At 27.5% G+C, this 17806-nt stretch carries 16 protein-coding genes; 4 read left to right on the forward strand and 12 right to left on the reverse strand.

The genetic code is table 11. From position 1 onward, the window contains the following. The first annotated feature begins 384 nt into the window (after positions 1 to 384). A complete protein-coding gene (gene gltS / locus CKV72_RS09640) occupies positions 385 to 1578 on the forward strand; it encodes a sodium/glutamate symporter (protein ID WP_095178154.1) in 1194 nt (397 codons plus the stop codon). Between the two features lie 250 nt (positions 1579 to 1828). Continuing rightward, positions 1829 to 3034 (forward strand): sodium/glutamate symporter, encoded by a 1206-nt coding sequence (gene gltS / locus CKV72_RS09645; RefSeq protein WP_095178155.1) that lies wholly within the window; start codon positions 1829 to 1831, stop codon positions 3032 to 3034. A 30-nt stretch (positions 3035 to 3064) separates the two neighbouring features. Here gltS (CKV72_RS09645) and CKV72_RS09650 read toward each other — a convergent pair whose 3' ends face one another. From CKV72_RS09650 to CKV72_RS09685, 8 genes are all read right to left on the reverse strand, one after another. Continuing rightward, positions 3065 to 7360: a 2-hydroxyacyl-CoA dehydratase gene (locus CKV72_RS09650; protein WP_095178156.1), complete on the reverse strand. Its 4296-nt coding sequence runs from the start codon at positions 7358 to 7360 to the stop codon at positions 3065 to 3067. A gap of 276 nt (positions 7361 to 7636) precedes the next feature. Further along, the gene (locus CKV72_RS09655) at positions 7637 to 8248 is read right to left on the reverse strand and encodes a V-type ATP synthase subunit D (RefSeq protein ID WP_089863618.1); all 612 of its coding nucleotides are present in this window, start codon (positions 8246 to 8248) and stop codon (positions 7637 to 7639) included. Then, positions 8248 to 9630, reverse strand: a complete 1383-nt coding sequence (locus tag CKV72_RS09660) for a V-type ATP synthase subunit B (protein WP_095178157.1) — start codon at positions 9628 to 9630, stop codon at positions 8248 to 8250. Before CKV72_RS09660 ends, CKV72_RS09655 begins: the two co-directional genes overlap by 1 nt. An 18-nt stretch (positions 9631 to 9648) precedes the next feature. Beyond that, positions 9649 to 10923 carry an ATP synthase beta subunit C-terminal domain-containing protein gene (locus tag CKV72_RS09665; protein WP_242955766.1) on the reverse strand — a complete coding sequence of 425 codons (1275 nt, stop codon included), beginning with the start codon at positions 10921 to 10923 and terminating at the stop codon, positions 9649 to 9651. Beyond that, entirely contained in the window at positions 10908 to 11600 is a 693-nt protein-coding gene (locus CKV72_RS09670; RefSeq protein WP_095178158.1) for a V-type ATP synthase subunit I, read from the reverse strand. The genes CKV72_RS09665 and CKV72_RS09670 overlap by 16 nt, the downstream gene beginning before the upstream one ends. A gap of 11 nt (positions 11601 to 11611) precedes the next feature. Next, positions 11612 to 11794 carry a V-type ATPase subunit gene (locus CKV72_RS09675; RefSeq protein ID WP_089863614.1) on the reverse strand — a complete coding sequence of 61 codons (183 nt, stop codon included), beginning with the start codon at positions 11792 to 11794 and terminating at the stop codon, positions 11612 to 11614. Positions 11795 to 11838: 44 nt separating this feature from the next. Beyond that, complete coding sequence (locus CKV72_RS12615) at positions 11839 to 12015, reverse strand: V-type ATPase subunit (RefSeq protein WP_095178395.1); 177 nt, start codon at positions 12013 to 12015, stop codon at positions 11839 to 11841. 70 nt (positions 12016 to 12085) lie between these two features. Continuing rightward, positions 12086 to 12409 (reverse strand): hypothetical protein, encoded by a 324-nt coding sequence (locus tag CKV72_RS09685; protein ID WP_095178159.1) that lies wholly within the window; start codon positions 12407 to 12409, stop codon positions 12086 to 12088. A gap of 333 nt (positions 12410 to 12742) precedes the next feature. On the opposite strand from CKV72_RS09685, the gene CKV72_RS09690 reads away from it, so the two are divergent. Then, on the forward strand, positions 12743 to 13108 hold the full coding sequence (locus CKV72_RS09690; protein WP_089863610.1) for a tetratricopeptide repeat protein: 366 nt from the start codon (positions 12743 to 12745) through the stop codon (positions 13106 to 13108). Between the two features lie 28 nt (positions 13109 to 13136). Here CKV72_RS09690 and CKV72_RS09695 read toward each other — a convergent pair whose 3' ends face one another. From CKV72_RS09695 to CKV72_RS09705, 3 genes are read right to left on the reverse strand one after another with little or no spacing between them, the layout of a single operon-like run. Next, positions 13137 to 14312, reverse strand: coding sequence for a transglutaminase-like domain-containing protein (locus CKV72_RS09695; RefSeq protein ID WP_089863608.1), 1176 nt, complete (start codon positions 14310 to 14312; stop codon positions 13137 to 13139). A 13-nt stretch (positions 14313 to 14325) separates the two neighbouring features. Next, on the reverse strand, positions 14326 to 14976 hold the full coding sequence (gene recX, locus CKV72_RS09700) for a recombination regulator RecX (protein ID WP_089863606.1): 651 nt from the start codon (positions 14974 to 14976) through the stop codon (positions 14326 to 14328). A 27-nt stretch (positions 14977 to 15003) separates the two neighbouring features. After that, the gene (locus CKV72_RS09705; protein WP_169712371.1) at positions 15004 to 16233 is read right to left on the reverse strand and encodes a M16 family metallopeptidase; all 1230 of its coding nucleotides are present in this window, start codon (positions 16231 to 16233) and stop codon (positions 15004 to 15006) included. A gap of 140 nt (positions 16234 to 16373) precedes the next feature. Here CKV72_RS09705 and CKV72_RS09710 point away from each other — a divergent pair, with 140 nt between their 5' ends. Continuing rightward, entirely contained in the window at positions 16374 to 16871 is a 498-nt protein-coding gene (locus tag CKV72_RS09710; protein WP_089863603.1) for a QueT transporter family protein, read from the forward strand. A 51-nt stretch (positions 16872 to 16922) separates the two neighbouring features. Here the strand turns inward: CKV72_RS09710 and CKV72_RS09715 are convergent, their stop codons facing one another. Next, the gene (locus tag CKV72_RS09715) at positions 16923 to 17804 is read right to left on the reverse strand and encodes a glycine betaine ABC transporter substrate-binding protein (RefSeq protein WP_089863601.1); all 882 of its coding nucleotides are present in this window, start codon (positions 17802 to 17804) and stop codon (positions 16923 to 16925) included. Positions 17805 to 17806 lie beyond the last annotated feature (2 nt).

The raw sequence follows: 17806 nt of genomic DNA on the forward strand, positions 1-17806 counted from the left end.
TTTGCAATATCATTTTAAAATCATTGCAAAAATCCATTCATAATTTATTTACAAATTAACTTTTAATACCTAATATAATTTATTTATATTTTTATTTAATTTATTTTCGCAATATTATGAATTAAATATTGTATGCCCTAATATAATTAAATAATACAATATATAAATTTTACAAAAGATTATAATCAAATATTATTATAATTAAAATTAATTATTTTTTTACATTATTTTTGAATTAAATTTAATATTGTATGATAAGTGAAAGTTTTTTTATATATAATTCATTTTTTAAACTTTCTTATTGCTTTTTTTCCTTCTTTTATTTATAATTAATTTGTAATGAAAATCTTTTCATTCACTATTTATAGAAGGGTGGTATTATTTATGGAAATTAAATTAGACATGATGCAGACAGCAGCGTTAGCAGTAGTTGTATACTACTTCGGTGCCTGGGTTAAAACCAAAATTCAAATTTTGGAGAAATTCTGTATACCTGCTCCTGTTGTTGGCGGACTTATTTTTGCTTTTTTACATCTTTTCTTAAGACAAAGTGGAGCATTGACTTTAGAGTTAGATACTACTTTACAAAAACCATTTATGATGGTATTCTTCACCTCCATAGGTATGGGTGCTAGCATTGAACTTATCAAAAAAGGTGGATTACAAGTTGTTATTTTCTGGCTTGTTGCATCTTTACTATGTGTTTTCCAAAATGCTATTGGTGTAGCTCTTGCTAAAGTGCTTAACCAAAGTCCATTCCTTGGAATGCTTTGTGGTTCTGTAACCATGACAGGTGGACATGGTACCGGCGGTGCCTTTGGTCCATATTTTGAAAAAAATTATGGAGTAGTAGGAGCAACTGCTACAGCTATGGCAGCAGCCACTTTTGGACTAGTTATGGGTTCATTAATTGGTGGTCCTATTGGTAAAAGACTTATTGAAGCTAAAAACTTAAAGCCTAATACAGAAGTATATGAATCAGCAGATTCTGTAATTGGAGAAAAGGAAGAAGCTGTAAACTATGATGAATTATTTAGAACTTTAACTTTAATACTTGTTTCCATAGGTATTGGTGCTATTTTAGAGAAATTCTTTGTAAGTATTGGAGTTACTCTTCCATCCTATGTTAACTCTATGATTATAGCAGCAATCATACTTAATATTGGTGAATCAACTGGTAAATGGCACATTAACAGTAAGTGTACAGACATTCTTGGTAATATAGGACTTAATGTATTTTTATCCATGGCTTTAGTTGGATTAAAATTATGGGAACTTGCAGCTGTTGCAGGACCAATGTTAATTATACTAATAGCTCAAACTATATTTATGGCTATATTTGCTTACTTCGTAACATTTAACCTTCTTGGTAGAGACTTTGATGCAGCTGTACTTGGTGCAGGTCACTGTGGATTTGGTATGGGAGCTACTCCTAATGGAATTGCAAATATGACAGCAGTTGTTGAAAGATATGGACCAGCCCCTAGAGCTTTCTTCGTATTGCCTATAGTTGGTGCATTCTTAATAGACTTCTCCAATTCCATTATAATAACTGCCTTTGTAAACTTCTTTAAATAGAATTTATATTAAATTGAAAAATAAGAGAAAGACTTAGTCTTTCTCTTATTTTTTCGCGTTGTTAATTTAAAAAAAACAATATTTTAGATATATATTGACATTTTTAAATTTTAAAAATACTCTTGTATTTATATTATTCATATGTTATTCTTATTTATGTCGATTAGTCAATTAGTCCAATTCTAAATTAAACCAATTGACTAGTCCATAAATATATTTAAAATTACATAGAAAGGCGGTTTTTTGTATTATGGAAATTAAATTAGACATGATGCAAACAGCAGCGTTAGCAGTAGTTGTATACTACTTCGGTGCCTGGGTTAAAACCAAAATTCAAATTTTGGAGAAATTCTGTATACCTGCTCCTGTTGTTGGCGGACTTATTTTTGCTTTTGTAAACCTTATCTTACATCAATCTGGGACATTATCCCTAGAACTTGACACTACACTACAAAAACCATTTATGATGGTATTCTTCACTTCTATAGGTATGGGTGCTAGTATTGAACTTATCAAAAAAGGTGGACTACAAGTTGTTATTTTCTGGCTTGTTGCATCTTTACTATGTGTTTTTCAAAACGGAATTGGTGTAGCTCTTGCTAAAATTCTGAACCAAAGTCCATTACTTGGATTACTTTGTGGTTCTGTAACCATGACAGGTGGACATGGTACCGGTGGTGCTTTTGGACCTATGTTTGAAAAAGACTATGGAGTAGTAGGAGCAACTGCTACAGCTATGGCAGCAGCTACTTTTGGACTAGTTATGGGTTCATTAATTGGTGGTCCTATTGGTAAAAGACTTATCGAATCTAAAAATTTAAAACCTAATGCAGATGCATATGAATCAGTAGATTCCGTAATTGAGGAAAAAGAAGAACATGTAAACTACGATGAATTATTTAAAGGATTAGCTTTAATACTTATATCCATAGGTATTGGTGCTATTTTAGAGAAATTCTTTGTAAGTATTGGTGTTACTCTTCCATCCTATGTTAACTCTATGATTATAGCAGCAATCATACTTAATATTGGTGAATCAACTGGTAAATGGCACGTTAATAGCAAATGTATGGATATACTTGGTAATATAGGGCTTAATGTATTTTTATCCATGGCTTTAGTTGGATTAAAATTATGGGAACTTGCAGCTGTTGCAGGACCAATGTTAATTATACTTGTAGCTCAAACTATATTTATGGCTATATTTGCTTACTTCGTAACATTTAACCTTCTTGGTAGAGACTTTGATGCAGCTGTACTTGCTGCAGGTAACTGTGGATTTGGTATGGGAGCTACTCCTAACGGAATTGCAAATATGACAGCAGTTGTTGAAAGATATGGACCTGCTCCTAGAGCTTTCTTCGTATTGCCTATAGTTGGTGCATTCCTAATAGACTTTTCCAATTCCATTATAATAACTGGATTCTTAAACTTTGTAACTAAAAATTTATTATAAAATAAAAATGCTAGCAAATGCTAGCATTTTTTATATATTTGTTCCAATAGTCCTCTTGTAATCTTTTATTATCCTCTCTTCTTTATATATATATTCCGATTCAAACTCCAAATTCTGAAAAGCAACAGAAAGCATTAGCTTTATTCTATTTAATTGATTTACTTCACTAGCTCCCGGATCATAATCAATTGCTACAATATTTGATCCTGGATAATTTCTTTTTAATTCTTTTATCATACCTTTCCCAGTTACATGATTAGGTAGACAAGCAAATGGTTGCATACATACTATATTCTTTACTCCAGATTCTATTAATTCTACCATTTCTCCAGTTAAAAACCACCCTTCACCAGTTTGATGACCCAATTCTAAAATATTAGAAGCTCCCCTAGCTATTTTGTCAATTTCTTTAGGTGCTGAAAATCTAGTACTTTCATCTAAGGCTTTTTTTAATTCCTTACGATAAAATTCCATTATATTTATAGCTATTTTTCCTAAAATTTCATTTAACTTTGTACCTGATAATTTTTCATATTTATACTTCATATTGTATGAACAATACATAAAAAAATCTATTAAATCTGGTACTACAACTTCTCCTCCTTCTTTCTCTATTATATCTACTATGTTATTATTTGCTGTAGGATGAAATTTTACAAGTATCTCTCCAACTAAGCCTACCTTGGGTTTTAAAATATTATTTATTTCTAACTCATCAAATGCCTTTACTATTTTATAAATATTTTCTTTAAAATTTTTTCTACTTCCATTTATTATATTTTCTTTGCATTTTTGCATACATTCATTATAAAGCTTATTAGTTGATCCCTTAATTTTTTCATAGGGCCTTACTTTATAAGTAACTCTCATTAAAAGATCCCCATAAACTAAAGCCATCAATCCTTTATTAATAAGAGACAAATTTATTTTAAATCCTGGATTACTTTCCAATCCTGCAACATTGGCTGAAATAACAGGCACATTGCCAAAACCTCCATCTTTTAAAGCTTTCCTTATAAATCCTATATAATTAGTAGCTCTACATCCTCCTCCAGTTTGAGAAATTATAACTGCAGTTTTATCGATATTATATTTTCCTGATTTTAGCGCCTCCATTATCTGGCCTACAACTATAATAGAAGGATAACAAGCATCATTATTTACGTACTTCAGTCCCTCATCTATAGCTTTCTTATCTACAGATGGCAATACTTCTAGATTATATCCTTCAGATTTAAATGCTTCTTTTACTAATTCAAAATGTATAGGGGCCATTTGTGGACATAATATTGTGTGAGTTGTTTTCATATCTTTTGTAAATAACTTTCTAGGTTCATTGTTATCTAATTTTTTAGGTATAAAACCTCTTTTTTGTCTTTCATTTAAAGCAGCTATTAAAGATCTAATTCTTATTTTAATAGCTCCAAGGTTACTACCTTCATCTATTTTCAAAAGAGTATACATTTTCCCATAGGAATTAAGAATCTCTTCAACTTGATCTGTAGTAACTGCATCCAAACCACATCCAAAAGAATTTAATTGGATCAGCTCTATATTTTTTTCTTTTGCTACAAAATTAGCTGCTTCATATAACCTTGAATGGTAAACCCATTGATCAACAACTCTTAGTGGTCTTTCTACTCTTCCTAAATGGAATACAGAATCCTCTGTTAAAACTGCCATACCATAAGAAGTTATAACTTCTGGAATACCGTGGTTTATTTCTGGATCTATGTGATAGGGTCTTCCAGCTAAAACTATACCTTTTTTATTGTTTTCTTTTAAATATTTTAAAACTTCTTCGCCTTTATTTCTGATATCTTCTTTTACTTTTTTATCTTCTTCATAAGCCTTATTTACTGCATTTATTATTTCATTTCTACCTATATTAAAATTCCTAAACTCTTCATATAATCTTTTTATTAATCTGTTCTTATTATCTAAAGGCAGAAACGGATTCATAAAATTAATATTTTTTTCTCTTAATTTGTCCATATTATTTTTTATAACTTCTGGATATGAAGTTACGATAGGACAATTAAAATGATTAGTTGCTTCTTTTATTTGTTTCTTTTCATGAGCTATACATGGATAAAATATAAAGTTTACTCCTTTATTTATTAAACTAGCAACATGACCATGTACTAATTTAGCTGGATAACACACAGATTCTGACGGAATAGTTTCCATACCTAATTTATATATTTCTTTAGAAGTTCTAGGTGATAATTCAACTCTAAATTTTAATTCAGTAAAAAATCTATACCAAAAAGGATAATTTTCATATATATTTAAGACTCTTGGTATACCAACAGTACCTCTATAAGCTTCTTCTTTTCTTAAAGGTTTATAATTAAATATTCTATTATATTTATATTCATATAAATTTGGAATCTTATTTTTATTTACTTCTTTTCCTGCCCCTCTTTCACATCTATTACCAGATATAAACTTCTGTCCATCCGAAAATTCATTTATAGTAAGCAAACAATTATTGGCACATTTATTACATCTTTTCAATGATATATTGGCAGTAAAATCCTTTAGTTTATTCATTTTAATTAAAGTAGATTCATATCCTTTAGTATATTTTTCTCTTGCTATTAATGCTGCTCCAAAAGCTCCCATAAGCCCAGCTATATCAGGTCTTACCACTTTCCTTTCAGAAACTGCCTCAAAGGCTCTTAATACAGAATCATTATAAAAAGTTCCCCCTTGAACTATTATATTTTTACCTATTTCATCTTTATTTCTTATTTTAATTACCTTAAATAATGCATTTTTTATTACTGAATAAGATAATCCTGCTGAAATATCTCCAATAGTAGCTCCTTCTTTTTGAGCTTGTTTAACTTTAGAATTCATAAATACAGTACATCTAGATCCTAAATCTACTGGATTTTTTGCCAGTAAAGCTTCTTTTGCAAATTCTTGAACATCTATATTTAATGAGTTAGCAAAAGTTTCTATAAAAGAACCGCATCCTGATGAACAAGCTTCATTTAGCATTATGCTATCTATAACTTCGTCCTTTATTACCAAACACTTCATATCTTGTCCACCTATGTCTAAAATAAAATCTACTTCTGGTAAAAAAAATTGAGCTCCTTTATAGTGTGATACTGTTTCTACTTCTCCTACATCTACACCAAGAGCTGATTTTATTAATGCTTCTCCATATCCTGTTACGGCTGAACTAGCTATTTTCACATTTAACGGCATAATTTTATATAATTCTTTTAAAAATTTAATAGTAGATTTTAAAGGATTCCCTTTATTATGTCCATATTTATGATATAACAAATTTCCTTCTTCATCTATTAATACTATTTTAGTAGTAGTAGAACCTGAATCTATACCCAAAAAACACTTACCACTAAAATCTGATAAACATTTTCTTTTTACTTTATTTTTGTTATGTCTTTTTCTAAATTCCTCTAACTCTTTTTCATTGTTAAATAAAGGTTTTAGATTTTGAACTTCTTTATTATTTAAATTTTGTACATCCTCTGTTTTTTTAATAATCTCTTTAAAATTTACTACTTTTTCATCTAGTGATGATATAGCTGCTCCTAAAGCTACAAATAGTTCTGAGTTTTCAGGTGAAATAACTTCATCATCTTTTAAATTTAATGTACTTATAAATCTATTTTTAAGTTCTGACAAGAAATGTAAAGGGCCACCTAAAAAAGCTACATTTCCCCTTATTATCTTTCCACAAGCAAGTCCACTAATTGTTTGATTTACAACAGCTTGAAATATAGATGCCGCTATATCTTCTTTAGCAGCTCCTTGATTTAATAATGGCTGCACATCCGTTTTCGCAAAGACTCCACATCTAGCTGCAATTGGATATATTATTTTATGTTTTTTTGCTAACTCATTCAATCCCATAGCATCTGTTTCTAAAAGTGATGCCATTTGATCGATAAAAGCACCTGTTCCACCTGCACATGTCCCATTCATTCTCTGATCTATACCATCTCTAAAAAAAGTAATTTTAGCATCTTCTCCTCCAAGTTCTATAGCCACATCAGTTTTCTTTGAAAATTTCTTTATAGCTTTTGTAGATGCAATAACTTCTTGAATAAATGGTATATCAAGCCATTCCGATACGGCAAGTCCTCCAGAACCTGTAACCATTACAGTAGCATCTTCTATTAAAAACTTAGAATTTACACTTTTCAATATTTTTGTAACAGTATTTTTTATATCAGAAAAATGTCTTTTATACATATGGTAGATTATATTTTCTTCCTGATCTAATACAACAACTTTTGCTGTAGTAGAACCAATATCCAGCCCTAAATGAAATATTTTTCCCATATATTATCACCTTTTACCTTTAATAATTTAGACTGAAATTTCCTCTTTATAAATATATGAAGTATTTTCTTATTTTATATTTATATTTGATAAGTAGGCATAAATGCGGACACATTCATACCTACTTCTCTAATTGTTTTATTCTAAAAATATTTCTATTTATTGTTTTTATTTTACTAATTTTTTTATAAATATAAAAAATAACCATACATTTATATATGGTTATTATATACCTTAAAATACCCTAAATCAAGTATTTCAAAGGTTAATTATAGGTTAATATTTCTTTTTTTTCACTACTTTTAGTCTAAAGAAATCTTCCCTTTCTTTTTCCTCTAAAACACTGCTAATTTCTTTAATTATAGCTTTAAATTTAGGTATTTGAATATTTTCTAAGGCATTTGCCCTCTTTTGAGTTTTTTTTACTTCAATTGCTAGCCTATATACTGCATTCTCTACTTGAGCTAAAGTGTAAATCAAATATCTTATTTTATTAAATTTAGTATAAGCAATATCCATGGCTGAATTAGTTTTGTAAAAACTATATCTTGGAACTATATCTTTCTCTTGAAATTTTATTACAGGAACCTCTACTCCCATAACAGATTTAAAAATTACCGTATAATCTGTAGCCTCTGATATAGTAGATGCAATATCTTCTACATCCCTAATACCCATAGTTATATTTGCATTTTTTAGTGCATCATAGGCTTCTTTAAAAGTAGTATTAATTTTTTCTTGAATTTCTTTAGATAAATCCACATAAGACATAAGCTCTCTAATTAGTACATTTCTTTTTTTATCTAATAACTCAAAACCCTTTTCAGAGAATTCTAATGAATTTTGTGCACTCATAAGATTTGCCTTAGTTGGAGTAATATTTTCCATTACTCATCACCTCTATAGTACTTTTCTAATGTATCTGGACTTATTCTATCTAATTCAGATTTAGGTAAAATTGATAATAGTTCCCACGATAAATCTAACGTCTCTTCTATGCTTCTATTTTCATCAAAATCTTGATTTAAAAATCTATTCTCAAATTTCCTTCCAAATTCCATGTATATTTTATCTATAGAAGATAACTCATCTTCCCCAATTACTTGTGAAAGTGATTTTACATCTTGAACATAAGAATAACTTGCAAATAATTGAGTTGATACCTCTTCATGATCCTTTCTTGTATATCCTTCTCCTATACCATCTTTCATTAATCTTGATAATGACGGTAATATATTTACTGGAGGATATATATTTTTTCCCCATATATCTCTACTTAAAACAATTTGTCCTTCAGTTATATATCCAGTTAAATCTGGTATTGGATGTGTTATGTCATCATTAGGCATTGTCAATATTGGAAGTTGAGTTATAGATCCCTCTTTTTCTTTCATCATACCTGCCCTTTCATACAATGAAGCCAAATCAGAATAAAGATATCCGGGATACCCCTTTCTACTAGGTACCTCTTCTCTTGATGATGATAATTCTCTCAACGCTTCACAATAATTTGTTATATCTGTCATTATCACTAATACATGCATACCCTCTTCAAATGCTAAATATTCTGCTGTTGTTAAGGCAACTCTTGGTGTAGTTATCCTTTCCACTATTGGATCATCTGCTAAGTTAGTAAACATTACTAGTCTATCTATAATACCTGCCTCTTCAAATCTTTTCCTGAAAAATTCTTTATCATCATGTTTTATTCCCATAGCTGCAAAAACTACTACAAATTTATCTTTTTTATCGTCATTTCCAATTTTAGCTTGCCTTACTATTTGAGCTGCTAACTCATTATGTGGCATACCATTTCCCGAAAATATAGGAAGTTTTTGACCTCTTATTAATGTAGTTAAACAATCTATAGATGAAATGCCTGTTTGAATAAAATTTCTTGGATATTTACGAGCAACGGGATTAATAGGTCTACCATTAACATTATACTTCTTATTACTATATATTGGCCCTCTCCCATCTATAGTTTCACCAGTGCCATTAAATTCTCTACCTATTACTTCTTTAGAAAGACTTATTTCTAAAGGCTTTCCTGTAAATGACACCGCAGTATTATTTAGGGACATTCCTATGGTGGATTCAAAAACCTGAATTACAGCTTTATCTCCTTGTAACTGAACTACTCTTCCCTTTTTTATTTCTCCATTAGAAACTTTTATTTCAACTATTTCATCGTAGGCAACTCCTTCTACCTCTGATAAAACAACCAAGGGACCTTGTACTTTATCTAATACTAAATATTCTTTTTTCATTTTATACTTACCCCCTTGTTATTTACTATATTGTTCTATAAGCTCTTTATAATATGAATATATTTTCCCTTCTATTTCTGCAATACCTGATAGATCTTCATTAGGTATATTGTATTTCATCTTAACTAACTCTCCAAATATTTCTTCATTTCTAATTTGTGAAATAGGAATTCCCATTTTGACACATTTATATGCATTATCATAAAGTAATTCTATAGCCTTTAGCATTTTATATTGTTTTTCTTTTGGTACATAAGTGTCCTCATTATGATATGCATTTTGTTGTAAAAAACCTACTTTTAAAATTCTTGCTACTTCTAAAATAAGTCTTTGATCATCAGGAAGAACATCTTCTCCTACCAATTTAACTATTTCCTGAAGTTTGTTTTCTTCAAACAATATTTTAAGCATTTTATTCTTTAAATCTATTACATCCTCCGATATATTTTCAATATACCAATCAGTTAGCATAGACATATATTGGCTATAACTTGTAATTCTTGATGTTGAATCTGCCATAATAGCTACATCATACCCCATGTCTCTATAATATTCAGCTATAGTTATACCTGTATATATAGACGCTTCTCTAGCTGCAACAGGCATATTAGATGTATTTGCAATTAAAACTGTCCTATTCATAAGAGAAGTATTTGTTTTAGGATCTACAAGTTTAGGAAAATCCTCTAAAACTTCTGTCATTTCATTTCCTCTTTCACCACATCCGATATAAACTATTATGTCTGCATCAGACCATTTAGCTAACTGATGTTGGGTCATTGTTTTTCCAGTCCCAAAACTACCTGGAATTGCTACAGTACCTCCTTTTGCAATAGGAAAAAACATATCTAATATTCTTTGACCTGTTATTAGTGGCTTACTTAAAGGTAGTCTATTTTTTATGGGTCTAGGTTTTCTAACTGGCCATCTTTGATATAAATTTAATTTGTATATATTTTCTCCATCCTTTAAAGTTACAATATTTTCTTCTATGTTGTATTTTCCATTTTCTTTTACTTTTATAACCTCTCCCTTTACCCTTTGAGGAACCATTATTTTATGTTTTATAATATTAGTTTCTTGAACTTCAGCATATACATCTCCTGATTTTAGTTTATCTCCAACTTTAACTAAAATATCTATATCCCATTGTTTTTCTTTATCTATAGATATCAATCCAATCCCTTCATCTATAAATCCATAAGATATTTCATTTATTTTTTTTAAAGGCCTTTGTATACCATCAAACATATTTCCTATTATTCCTGGTCCTAATTTTAATGATAATGGCATTCCAGTAAATCTAATTTTCTGCAATTTAAAGAATTTAATATTCTATTTGTATCTATTTTTAAAGCTTTTGTAGATATAACAGTTATTATGGTGTAACCATTTCCTTTATACACTTTATCCACTATTGCAGGTATATTTTCATAGTTTTCTTTCATTATCTTAAATTTTTTATCTTCTATTTTATATACCTCTAACTCAAAATTTTTTAAATCAGTTAGTTTCTTAATATTAATATCAATGGATAAAAAGTACTTTAAATTTTCCTTGTATTCTTCTAGTTTTTCCTTCTTGGTTTTGTATTGATTAAGTTCTTCATTTAAATCTTTTATTCTATCTGATATATTAGATATGTTTTTCTGTAATTCATCATAGTCCATTATTAAATCTTCATCTTTAATGTCTAAAATCTTTCTTTCATTAATCAATTTTCTTAAATTACCTATTTTTTCATTTACATTAAAATAATCTCTTTTTTCAAAATAAGGTTTAACATAGTTTACGTCTATTAAGGGATCTAAATTTTCCTCTATAGTAGATATATTAAAGTTACCTTCACTTATCTTTTCAAATGCATCTACAGGATGAAGTGCCTCAGATAGTATTACTTCTTTAATCACAGAATCCATAAATTCTATAGGAGATGCTATATTAATCATAACCATTTTTTCTATTGACATAAAATCACCTCTCAATCAATAGTTAAGCTTAAATATTTATATAAATCTTCATTATTAATTCCATATCTTTTTATTTCAATTAAAGAAATTATATTTCTTATTTCAATTAAAGCCAGTTCTAAATAAGCAACTACTGTACTTATATTATTTTCATGTTCTTTTTTATTTTTTAAATGTATCTTACTTATATACATTAAAATATCTCTTTCCATTAAATAATCATCGCGTTCATAGTATTTTACGAACTTTCCATGTTCAAAATATACTCTTTCATTAGTATATATTCTAATTGTCCTCTATGAATTTCGCGTAAATTATATTTTTTTAATATTTCTCCATAATATGTTTCATTGCTTATGAAACTTAATACTTCTTTATAATTTTCACATTGTATAATTTTTTTATACTGTTCTATAGTTAAAAGTTTTTTTGCATAGCTTTTACTTTTGAATTAATTGCAGCATACCTTGTTATATCTCCCATAATCATTCCTCCCCAAAGGGATTTAAAATTGCTTTAAATGCATTTTCTAAAATTGTTTCTTTTTTGCGATTATATTTATTTTTTATATTTATAATTTTTTCATCCTTTTCATCTTGTATTTTTTCTTGACTTTCTTTTAATTTTTTTTCATATTTTTTTTCTATATCATCTTTTAAAAATTTTAACTCCTCCTCCGTATCCCTCCACATTTTTTCTATTTTTTTATTTAGCTCCTCCTCTTTTTTATTTATTTCTATTTTTTTTATTTTTTTATATTCTTCCACATTCTTATCCAATTTTATAACCTTTTCTATGGAATTTTCCAAATAAACCACCTCTTTATTTTTATATTTGTAAAAACAATAAATCTTATACCCAAAAGTATAAGATTTATTGTTTAGTAAACATTACTAAATTATATTAAAATTTTTGATTATATATTTGAACTTTAAATAACTATTTACATAAATGGTATACAGGAACATAATTTCCATTATTTTAATTGTATCATATAGCCTTAACTATATCAAATAAACATCCATACATTAAACACCATTAATGAATATTATTAGCTTTTTTAGTACATAATTTAAATAACATATATATTTGATTGAATAAATATATATAACAAAGACAATATTATAAATGGAGGTTAACAAATGAATTATTTTCAAAAAGCAAATGATTATTATAATTTAAAAGACTATCATAAAGCCATTGCTTTATATAAAAAATCCATAAAATTAAAAACAAATGAAGCTGCTTCTTTATACAATACTGCTGTATGTTTTATAAAATTAAAGAATTTTAAAGATGCAATACCTTTATTGAAAAAATCTCTTTTATTAAAAAAAGATAGTAAATACTTCTTTAATTTAGGTTATTGTTACATAATGTTAGATAACAACAAAAAAGCTTTAATTAATTTTAAAGCTGCTTGGGCATTAAATCCAAATGATAGTGATTGTAAAAAAGCTATTTCTTTAATAGAAAATAAGTATAAAACTTCAAAAGATAATCTGTGATATACACCTCACAGATTATCTTTTTATATTACCATTCTCCTGCAATATTATCATCCTTATGATCTAAATTAAATCTTTTACTATCAAAATAATTACCACCTTTATAAAAAGTAGTATCTACACTGATCCATGTATCTTCTTCAGGTAAATATACTTCATTCCAAGCATGACTTACCCAGTTCATGCCATTAAACCCCATACCTGTCACTAGTCTCACATGTATTCCATTAGCTCTACACATAGCCACGTATAAACATGAATAATCAAAACAAATTCCTTTTTTAGTGTTAAAAGTAGGAATTGCACCTGAAGATACATTAAAATCATCATTTAATACTTTATTAGCTTTTTCATAATCATAAATTATATTACTTCCCACCCAATTATATAATATCTTAGCTTTTTTCCTAGTTTCTACTTCATCTTTTACTAAAAATCTAGCAAAATCATCTATTTCCTTATTTGATTTTACCCCTTCACTTAGAGTTATTCCATTGTAATATACTATAGTCCTAGATCTATCTATATTATTCTTTGTATCATTATTGGATTCTATATCTTTAGATACTATTTTAAAAGAATTATCTATTATTTTAGGCAGTTTTTGTGCTAATTTGGAATTGGTTATTGGTATCACAAATTCTTGACATACATATTTATATGGTAATGATTCATTTAAATATGTATTTAAAGAGCTGTTCGTATAAAACATAGACCCTATATTTAAACTAAAAGCTACTATTAATATAAAAGCTATAGATTTAGGAATTTGAGATATTGCTCCTACAATTCTTTTAAAAATATTACTTTTTCCCCTTAAATATCTTTCTATCCTATCTAATACTGGATAAAAAGTTATACTATTAATCAAATGTAACAATATAAACGTAATTTTATATATTATAAAAATAAATAAGGGTATTAAAACTAAATATATTATAATCGGTTTATTCTCTATATAGTTAATTATATTTTGTGATATAGAATAATATATAGACTTATATATTCCTTCATCATGTTGTAAAAATATTTTCTTCCCACCTATGGTTCCTATTAAAAGTCCCACTATAAATGATATGCTCCTATTAGTTTCTTCTATATCTAGTTTCAAATCCTGGGATGAAAATTTGAATAAAAACCCTTTTAATATTGGATATAAAAATACCACAATCATTATTAATGTTATGGGATTTATATTATTCATTCATAATTCCCCCTTATTGACCATGATTATATAAAAGTTTATTTAATACACATTTCACATCTTCCCACAAATATCCTTTACTCATTAAAAATCTTCCTAATTTATTATATATCTTTTTTTTATCCTCCTCACTTTTTAATATAGATTTGTATTTTTTTTCTGCTATTTTATTTAAAGCATCTCTTTCTGTATCTCTATCTATATAATTTAATTTCTCATCTATATTACTTTCACTTATACCCTTTTTCATAAGTGAATATTTTATTTTATTTCTCCCCTCCCTTTCTAATCTTTCCTCTATATAGAGTTCTACAAATCTACAATCATCTATAAATTTGTATTCAATTAAAAAATCAATAACTTTTTCTATAGTTGCATTATCATATCCCTTAGCAATTAATTTATTATATACTTGTTTTTCTGTTTTATAACTTTTCTCAATAAATCTTAAAGCATCTGATTTACATTTTATATAATTATCTTCCTCTGCAATAATTTTTAATTCTTCATAATCTATTTCTTGTCCCACTTTTAAATTATGTTTAAATGCTATCTCTGTACTAAAAGCCATAGCATATTCATCATTTATATATAAGTTTACTCTTTTTTTATTTCTCTTTTGAATTTCTATTTTAGTAACTTTATTTTTCTCCGATTTATTCAAGTTTGTTTCCTCCTTATTAAACATATCTTAATTATCCTTTAAAATATGTATAGTAGGATTATTAAATATTTTTTTTGATAAATTTACTATATCTTCCTCTTTTATTTCATCCAATTTCTTAGTATCGTCTATAAATTCATATATATTTCTATTATCTATAATTTGATGAACTATATAATTACTTAAGTCAGTGCTATCATCTAAAATAAATGCTATAGCAGTTTTTAAAGTTTTTTTCATAAGTCTAATAGTATTTGCATTAAATTTAATTTTTCCCTGTTTTATATTCTCAATACATTCGTCTATAGTATTAATAGCCTCATCTATATTGTTCTTTGAAACTGCTGTATAAATATATACAGAGTTAAATGAATCTATACTATCTAGTAAAGTATATACATCATAAGCCAACCCCTTTTCTTCTCTGAGTTTTCTAAACAATAAAGAATTATTACTTTCTCCTAATCTATGATTTAGTACTTTTAACACCATTTCTTCTTTCTTATTTAAATTATTGCAAGTATAAAGATATAATATACAACTTTGTTCTATATCCCTTTTATTATAAATATATTTACCTGGTATATTTTCTTCAAAGCTTACATTCTTCTTTACAAATTCTTTTTTAGACCACATATTAAAGTATTTATATATTACTCTTTCCACATAATCATAATCATAAGATGAAACTACGGATATATACGAATTATTTGGGACATAATATTTACTATAGAAATTTTTCAATTGATTTTTGGTAAAATTTTCTATATTTTCTCTTGTTCCTATTGTATCATATTTTAGTGGACTATTCCTATAGGCTAATTGTTTTATTTTTACAAAACTAAAATCTTCTATATCATCTTTACTTCCATTAAGTTCTGAAAGTATTACTTTTCTCTCTTTTTCTACTTCATCCTTTGGGAAATTCGATTTTATAACCATGTCACTTATAATTTCCATGGCATTTTCAAATTCATCATTTAACGCAGTAATAGAATAAACAGTACAATTATAATCTGTATATGCATTATATTCTCCAGCTAGTTCTTCTAAATCCTCATTTAATTTTTTATTAGTTCTATTTTCAGTGCCTTTAAAAAGCATATGTTCTATAAAATGTGAAATACCTTTTTCTTTTTCACTTTCAAAAATAGATCCTATCCCTACGCCTAAATTAATTGAAAAAATAGGCGTATCCTTTTTAACTATTATAGCTTTAAAACCATTAGGTAAATTTAATTCCTTTGATTGAAACATTATTAAACTCCTTTTACTTTTAAAATTTCTCTCTTTCTTGACAAACATAATATATTATAATATCATATTTTAGAATATAAAAAAATAATATGGACAGTTCGAAACCATCCTGTCCTTAAATAAAACTATGGAGGTATATTATGATTAAAAACACTAAACAATTAGTAACTAGTGCTATTATTGCAACTATTTATGCAGTAGTTACTATATTTCTAACTTATCCAATGAGCTTCCAAGCTTCTCAATTTAGAGTAGCAGAGGCTTTAACTATTTTACCACTCTTTACCCCAGTAGCAATACCAGGACTTTTCGTAGGTTGTCTTATATCTAACCTTTTAAGTCCAGTAGGACCATTAGATGTAATATTTGGTTCATTAACAACTTTAATTGCGGCTATAGCTACTTGGCAAATAGGAAAAAGTAATTTAAAATATAAAAAACTTTTAGCTCCTTTGCCACCAGTTATATTAAATGCAATTATAATTGGATTACTACTTAATTATACTCTAAAATGGCCTTTATTTTTAACTATGTTCCAAGTTGGTTTTGGAGAATTTTTATGTTGTTATGGTTTAGGACTACCTTTAATAACAGTAATTGAAAAAAATGATTACTTAAAACAAATTTTAAGTCTATAATTTATAGAAGAAAAGGATAGAACTTAATATATAAGTTCTATCCTTTTAATATTATTTTTCCTTAGGTATCCAACTGTTAACTAGTTCTTCATTTTTATTCATCCACTCTTTAGCTACTTCCTCTGGATCCTTATCACTATCTGCTATATCTCCCATAAGAGTTCCTAATTGATCGTCATCTAACTTAAAATTTTTGAAAAATTCAGCTACCTGTGGCATATCTTCTTTAAATCCTTTTCTTGCATAAGTATGAATATTTTCTGATTCTCCATAGGATTTTTTAGGATCTTCTAAAAATTTTAGATCCCAACGAGCAAATTTCCAATGAGGTTTCCAACCTGTTACTACTATCTCTTCTTTTTTGTCAATTGCTTCTTTAAGCATTGTAGTCATTGTTGGACCACTACCTTCTAGTAATTCATAGTCTAAATTATAATCCTTTATTGCCTTTTCAGTAGCTCCCATTATACCTGCACCAGCATCTATTCCTACAATTTTTCCATTTAATTTATCTTTAACTTTATTTAAATCCTCTATACTATTTATTGAAGAATATTTTGGTACAACTAATCCTATTCTAGCATTTTCATAATTATATCCTAAATCTTCTATTTTATCTTTGTACTTTGTTACATAATCATGATGTGTTACTGGAAGCCATGTATCTAAAAATGCATCTAAATTTCCATCTGATATAGATGTAAATATCATACCTGGTTCTCCCATAGTTAAATCTACATCATATCCCATTTTTTCTTCTAATGCAACTTTAGCAAGATTAGTCATAGCAACTCCTTCTGCCCAGTTTACATATCCTAGCTTTATGCTTCCTTTTCCTTTATTAGCTGAATCTTTTCCACATCCTGTTAGCACTAAAGTAGTTAACAATACTGAACAAAGTATTACAGCTAATTTTTTAAATTTGAACTTCATTA

The sequence above is a fragment of the Clostridium cochlearium genome (assembly GCF_900187165.1).
GTDB lineage: Bacteria > Bacillota > Clostridia > Clostridiales > Clostridiaceae > Clostridium_G > Clostridium_G cochlearium.

Coding starts and splice junctions, on each gene's coding strand:
- gltS (WP_095178154.1), top strand. CDS start 385: ATGGAAATTAAATTAGACATGATGCAGACAGCAGCGTTAGCAGTAGTT.
- gltS (WP_095178155.1), top strand. CDS start 1,829: ATGGAAATTAAATTAGACATGATGCAAACAGCAGCGTTAGCAGTAGTT.
- CKV72_RS09650 (WP_095178156.1), bottom strand. CDS start 7,360: ATGGGAAAAATATTTCATTTAGGGCTGGATATTGGTTCTACTACAGCA.
- CKV72_RS09655 (WP_089863618.1), bottom strand. CDS start 8,248: ATGGAAAATATTACTCCAACTAAGGCAAATCTTATGAGTGCACAAAAT.
- CKV72_RS09660 (WP_095178157.1), bottom strand. CDS start 9,630: ATGAAAAAAGAATATTTAGTATTAGATAAAGTACAAGGTCCCTTGGTT.
- CKV72_RS09665 (WP_242955766.1), bottom strand. CDS start 10,923: ATGCCATTATCATTAAAATTAGGACCAGGAATAATAGGAAATATGTTT.
- CKV72_RS09670 (WP_095178158.1), bottom strand. CDS start 11,600: ATGTCAATAGAAAAAATGGTTATGATTAATATAGCATCTCCTATAGAA.
- CKV72_RS09675 (WP_089863614.1), bottom strand. CDS start 11,794: ATGTATATAAGTAAGATACATTTAAAAAATAAAAAAGAACATGAAAAT.
- CKV72_RS09690 (WP_089863610.1), top strand. CDS start 12,743: ATGAATTATTTTCAAAAAGCAAATGATTATTATAATTTAAAAGACTAT.
- CKV72_RS09695 (WP_089863608.1), bottom strand. CDS start 14,312: ATGAATAATATAAATCCCATAACATTAATAATGATTGTGGTATTTTTA.
- CKV72_RS09705 (WP_169712371.1), bottom strand. CDS start 16,233: ATGTTTCAATCAAAGGAATTAAATTTACCTAATGGTTTTAAAGCTATA.
- CKV72_RS09710 (WP_089863603.1), top strand. CDS start 16,374: ATGATTAAAAACACTAAACAATTAGTAACTAGTGCTATTATTGCAACT.
- CKV72_RS09715 (WP_089863601.1), bottom strand. CDS start 17,804: ATGAAGTTCAAATTTAAAAAATTAGCTGTAATACTTTGTTCAGTATTG.